Raw genomic sequence first — 5,188 nt, forward strand, 5'->3', positions numbered from 1 at the left:
GGGCTTGATAGATCAAGCCCCGCCGGCGATTGAGGCGCGGGGTCCGGGGCAGAGCCCCGATCTTTTAGGCGGTGCCGCGGCGCCGGCGTCAGGCCCCAGCCACGATGCGGCCCGTGACCTCGCCCAGGTGGATGCGGGAGTCGGACGGGGCGGGGGCCCAGGCGGTGAGGGTGACTACGTCGTCGTTTTCCAGGAAGCCGCGTTTGCCGGTGGGGAGGTCGAGGGGCTGTTGGCCGTTCCAGGTGATCTCGATGAGGGAGCCGCGCTCGTTGTCCTCCGTGCCGCTGATCGTGCCCGAGCCGTAGAGGTCGCCGGTGCGCAGGGAGGCGCCGCCCACCGTCATATGGGCGAGCATCTGGGCGCCCGTCCAGTACATACCGGAGAAGGGGGGTTCGGAGATGACCTGGCCGTTGAGGGTGACCGTGATGTGGAGGTCGTAGCCGGCCGGTTCGTCGGCGGCGTCCGCACCCGTGTCGTCCAGGTACGGCAGCAGCGGCACCGTCCGCTCCGGCGGGGGCACACGGGCCGCGTCCAGGGCCTCAAGTGGCGTGATCCACGCGGAGATCGACGTCGCGAACGACTTGCCGAGATGCGGGCCGAGCGGCACCGTCTCCCAGTTCTGGATGTCGCGCGCAGACCAATCGTTGAGGAGGCAGAGGCCGAAGACGTGGTCCCGGAACCCCGTCAGCGGTACCGAGGTGCCCTGCCGTGACGGGACGCCGACCACGTAGCCGACCTCCGTCTCGATGTCGAGGCGGACGGACGGGCCGAAGACCGGGGCCGCGTCGGCCGGGGCCTTGCGCTGGCCCGAGGGCCGCACCACGTCCGTGCCGGAGACGACGACCGTGCCGGAGCGGCCGTGGTAACCCACCGGAAGGTGCTTCCAGTTGGGCTTCAGCGGCTCCTCGTCGGGACGGAAGAGCCGGCCGAGGTTCGAGGCGTGGTTCTCGGAAGCGTAGAAGTCGACGTAGTCCGCGACCTCGAACGGGAGGTGCAGGGTGACCGAGGAGAGGGGGTGCAGGAAGGGGCGGACGGCCTCGCGGTGGGCCGGGACCGTGACCCAGGCCGTCAGGGCGCGGCGCACGTCCGACCAGGTCGTACGACCGGCGGCCAGCAGGGAGTTGAGGCTCGGGCGGGCCAGGACCGTGACGTACGGGGAGCCGAGGGCCGCGGCGGCGGCGCCCGCGTCCAGGACGTGGTCCCCGATCCGGACACCCACCGAGCGCCCGCGGTCACCCGAGGCGCCTGATGCGTCGCCCGAGGTGTCGTCCCCCAGGGAGAAGACTCCGTACGGAAGGTTGTGCGGGCCGAAGGGGTGGCTTTCTGGGAGGTCGAGTGGGTCGAGACCGTCGAGCGGGGTGTGCTCGGACGCGTACGCGGACTCGGAGGTGCCTGCGGGTGCCATGCCTGCGGGCCTCGCTTTCCATTCGGGTGCGCCACACGTTACGTGGGAGGTGCCGGTGAGCGGCAGTGCCTAAAGAGTTCGCAATGTCCGAATGACCCGTTGATGGAGTGGTGGGTTCCGGCTTAGCGTCATTGTCCGGTGGGCACGGACGGGGCTGAGGCCCCGTATTCAAGGTCCGGGTCCGAGGGGGGACACGTGGGGGGACCCGTGGCCGGGAGCGCCGGGAGTGTCAGCAGTGCCGGAAGCGTGCCGTTCGCCGTGGACCGTGATGTCCCGGGCCTGATCGTGAAGTTCGGCGACTACCCGCTGCACCACGGAGGGGTGGGCGCGATCCGCAGCCTGGGGCGGCTCGGCGTGCCGATGTACGCGATCACCGAGGACCGGTACACGCCCGCCGCGGCCTCGCGCTATCTGTGCCGGGCCTTTCCGTGGCGCACGACGGGGACGGAGGGACCTGAGCGGCTCGTCGAAGGACTGCTGCGCGTCGCCCGCCGGATCGGCCGGCCGACGGTGCTGATCCCGACCGACGAGGAGGCCGCGGTCCTCATCGCCGAGCACCAGGACCCGCTCGCCGGTGCGGGCCTGCTCTTCCCGCGGGTGGAGCGGGAGTTGCCGCGCCGCCTCGCGAGCAAGCAGGGCCTGCACGAACTGTGCGTGGAGCACGGCATCCCGTCGCCGACGGCCGCGTTCCCGGCCTCGTACGCGGACATCGAGGAGTTCGCGCTGAAGGCCCGGTTTCCGGTCGTGGCGAAGAACCGGGAGGCGTTCACCCGCCGCTCGCGGCCCGCCGTCAACGGGACCACGAGGATCGCGACCCCGGAGGACTTGCGTCAACTCGCCCTGGACTGGGGCGAGGAGCCCGGAGTGATCCTCCAGGAGTACCTGCCGCGCGAGGACGCCGAGGACTGGATCGTGCACGCGTACTTCGACCAGGACTCCACGCCGCTCGCGATGTTCACCGGGGTCAAGGTCCGCTCCTGGCCGCCGCACGCGGGCATGACGGCGAACGCGTACGTCGTCGACAATCCGGAACTCGCGGACGTCGCCGCACGTTTCATCAAACAGATCGGTTTCACCGGAATCATCGACCTCGACCTGCGCTTCGACCGGCGCGACGGACAGTACAAGCTGCTCGACTTCAATCCGCGGATGGGCGCCCAGTTCCGCCTCTTCGAGAACGAGGCGGGCGTCGATGTCGTCCGTGCCATGCACCTCGCACTCACCGGCCGCACCGTTCCGGAGGGGGAACAGCGGGCGGGACACCGCTACGTCGTCGAGAACATCGACCTGCCGGCCCTGCTGGCGTACCGGCGCAGCGGCTATACGACCCCGCACGCCCCGTCCCGCGCGAGCGGCACGGAGCTGGCGTGGTGGGCGGCCGACGATCCGCGGCCGTTCTTCACGATGCTCGCCCGGCTCGTACGGCCCGGGGCGAGGCATCTGTACCAGCTGTGGCGGACCAACCGCCGCGGCAGCCGAAGTAGATGACGCGTCGTCGTCCTGGGGAGGGGCTTCGTGAATCATCCGGTAGCAGTCATAGGGGCGGGCCCCTACGGCCTGTCCACCGCGGCGCACTTGAGGGCGCGCGACATACCCGTCAGGGTCTTCGGGGAACCCATGGTGAGCTGGCGCTCGCACATGCCCGAAGGCATGATCCTCAAGTCCGTGCCGTCCGCGTCGAACATCGACGCGCCGCAGCGCGGACACAAGCTGGTCGACTACTGCGACGCGGCCGGGATCAAGCGCCTCGTCACGGACGAGGACCTGATATCCGCCGACACGTTCGTGGCGTACGGCGACTGGTTCCAGAAGAAGCTGGTGCCCGACCTGGAGCGGGTGCGGGTGGTCTCCGTGGACCGGCGCGGGCGCGAGGGCTTCGAGCTGAAGCTGGACTCGGGCGAGCAGTTCACGGCGCGGGCGGTGGTCGTCGCCACCGGCCTGTCAGGACTTGAGTACCTGCCGGGGGAGTTCACCGCGGCCGTGCCGGACGGACCCGCCCCCACGGGCCCGGTCTCGCACAGCGCGCAGCACCACGACCTGTCCCGGTTCGCGGGCAAGGAGCTGATCGTCGTCGGGGCGGGCCAGTCCGCCCTGGAGACGGCGGCGCTCGCGGCGGAGGCGGGCGCGAGCGTGACGGTGGTCGCGCGCGGCAGGGGCCGGGTCCGCTTCGGGGCGCCGCCGTGGCAGCAGCCGAGGTTCCGCCCGGAGACCCCGTTCGGCAATGCGTGGTCGTTGTACGCGCTCACGTACTACCCGCACCCGTACCGCCATCTCCCGCCGCAGGCACGGCACTTCCTGGTCAGGCGGGTGCTCGGACCGTTGGGCGCGTGGTGGCTGAAGGAGCGGTTCGAGGGCAAGGTCGCGGTGCGGGACATCGCGGGGATCGAGCGGGTGACGGTGTCCCGGGGCGTGCCCGTCCTGGGCGTGCGGACGCTAGGCGGCCGCGCCGCCGACCTGTCCGCCGACCATGTCATCGGGGCGACGGGGTACCGGGTGGACCTGGCGGCGATGCCGTTCCTGGGGGAGGGGTTGCGCACGCGGCTCGCCTCCAGCCGGGGTACGCCGCGGCTCGGCGCCGGGTATGTGTCGTCCGTTCCCGGCCTGTACTTCACCGGGATGCTGGGCGGATCCTCGTACGGTCCCGTCATGCGCTTCGTCTGCGGCACGGAGTTCGCCTCGCCCCGGCTCGCCGGGCATCTGGCGTCGGCGCACGGGTGAGGCGGTGCCGGTGTCACCGACAACTACCGGTGTGCTCAACCCGGTTGACCCTGTCGGGAAGTAACCCGAACAGATGACATCACCGCGTCGTGACCGGCCGTTCCTCGCCAGGGTGGCCGGTACTCGACGGCTCGGGGGCGCGGCCGGTCCGTATTCTTCGGATCATGCCCGCACCCGCATATGCACTCATCGCCACTGACCTGGACGGCACGCTGCTGCGCGGCGACGACACGGTCTCCGACCGGACCCGCGACGCCCTGGCGGCGGCCGTCGCCGCGGGCGCGCGGCACATCGTGGTGACGGGGCGGCCCGCGCCCCGCGTGAAGCCGATCCTCGACGACCTCGGCGGGAGCGGGCTCGCCGTGTGCGCGCAGGGGGCGCAGCTGTACGACGGCGTGGCGGACCGGCTGCTGTGGTCGCTGACGATCGACCGGGACCTCGCCGAGCAGGCCCTCGGGAAGATCGAGGCCGAGGTCGGTCAGGTGTACGCGGCCGTCGACCAGGACGGGGTGGAGGGCCTCACGCTCATCGAGCCCGGCTACCTCATGCCGCATCCGACGCTGCCCGCGGTACGGGTGCGGGGGCGGGCGGCGCTCTGGGAGCGGCCGATCAGCAAGGTGCTGTTGCGGCATCCGTCGCTGTCCGACGACGCGTTGGCGGCGGTGGCGAGGGCCGCGGTGGGGCCGCTCGCGACCGTCACGATGTCCGGGCCCGGGACGGTGGAGCTGCAGCCGCGTGGGGTGACGAAGGCGACGGGGCTGAGTCTCGCGGCGCGGAGGTTGGGGGTGGGGGCCGGTGAGACGATCGCGTTCGGTGACATGCCGAACGACGTGCCGATGTTCGTGTGGGCGGGGCGGGGGGTGGCGGTGGCCAATGCGCATCCTGAGCTGAAGGCGGTCGCCGACGAGGTGACTTCGTCGAACGAGGCGGACGGGGTGGCGGAGGTCCTCGACCGCCTCTACCGGTAACCCGTCCCCCGGCCAGGGGGGGGGGGGGGGGGGGCGGGGCGCCCCGGCGGGGGGCGGCGGCGCGGCCCCGTGCGCGGGCCGGCGGGGCCGCGGCGGG

Annotated in this window: 4 protein-coding genes; 3 read left to right on the plus strand and 1 reads right to left on the minus strand. The window is 71.9% G+C overall.

Features of this window, described 5'->3' with window-relative positions; genetic code table 11:
* Positions 1–88: 88 nt before the first annotated feature.
* Positions 89–1,405 carry a fumarylacetoacetase gene (fahA, locus tag ABT004_RS35765; RefSeq protein ID WP_351345825.1) on the minus strand — a complete coding sequence of 439 codons (1,317 nt, stop codon included), beginning with the start codon at positions 1,403–1,405 and terminating at the stop codon, positions 89–91.
* 246 nt (positions 1,406–1,651) lie between these two features.
* On the opposite strand from fahA, the gene ABT004_RS35770 reads away from it, so the two are divergent.
* The 3 genes from ABT004_RS35770 to ABT004_RS35780 all read left to right on the plus strand — a co-directional run bounded on the left by ABT004_RS35770 (position 1,652) and on the right by ABT004_RS35780 (position 5,091).
* Entirely contained in the window at positions 1,652–2,893 is a 1,242-nt protein-coding gene (locus ABT004_RS35770; protein WP_351345832.1) for a carboxylate--amine ligase, read from the plus strand.
* 27 nt (positions 2,894–2,920) lie between these two features.
* Positions 2,921–4,123 carry an FAD-dependent oxidoreductase gene (locus ABT004_RS35775; protein ID WP_351345827.1) on the plus strand — a complete coding sequence of 401 codons (1,203 nt, stop codon included), beginning with the start codon at positions 2,921–2,923 and terminating at the stop codon, positions 4,121–4,123.
* A 164-nt stretch (positions 4,124–4,287) separates the two neighbouring features.
* Positions 4,288–5,091: an HAD family hydrolase gene (locus tag ABT004_RS35780; protein ID WP_351345829.1), complete on the plus strand. Its 804-nt coding sequence runs from the start codon at positions 4,288–4,290 to the stop codon at positions 5,089–5,091.
* The last annotated feature ends 97 nt before the right edge of the window (positions 5,092–5,188 follow it).

The sequence above is a fragment of the Streptomyces sp. NPDC002790 genome (genome assembly GCF_040295505.1).
GTDB lineage: Bacteria > Actinomycetota > Actinomycetes > Streptomycetales > Streptomycetaceae > Streptomyces.

Coding starts and splice junctions, on each gene's coding strand:
- ABT004_RS35780 (WP_351345829.1), top strand. CDS start 4,288: ATGCCCGCACCCGCATATGCACTCATCGCCACTGACCTGGACGGCACG.
- fahA (WP_351345825.1), bottom strand. CDS start 1,405: ATGGCACCCGCAGGCACCTCCGAGTCCGCGTACGCGTCCGAGCACACC.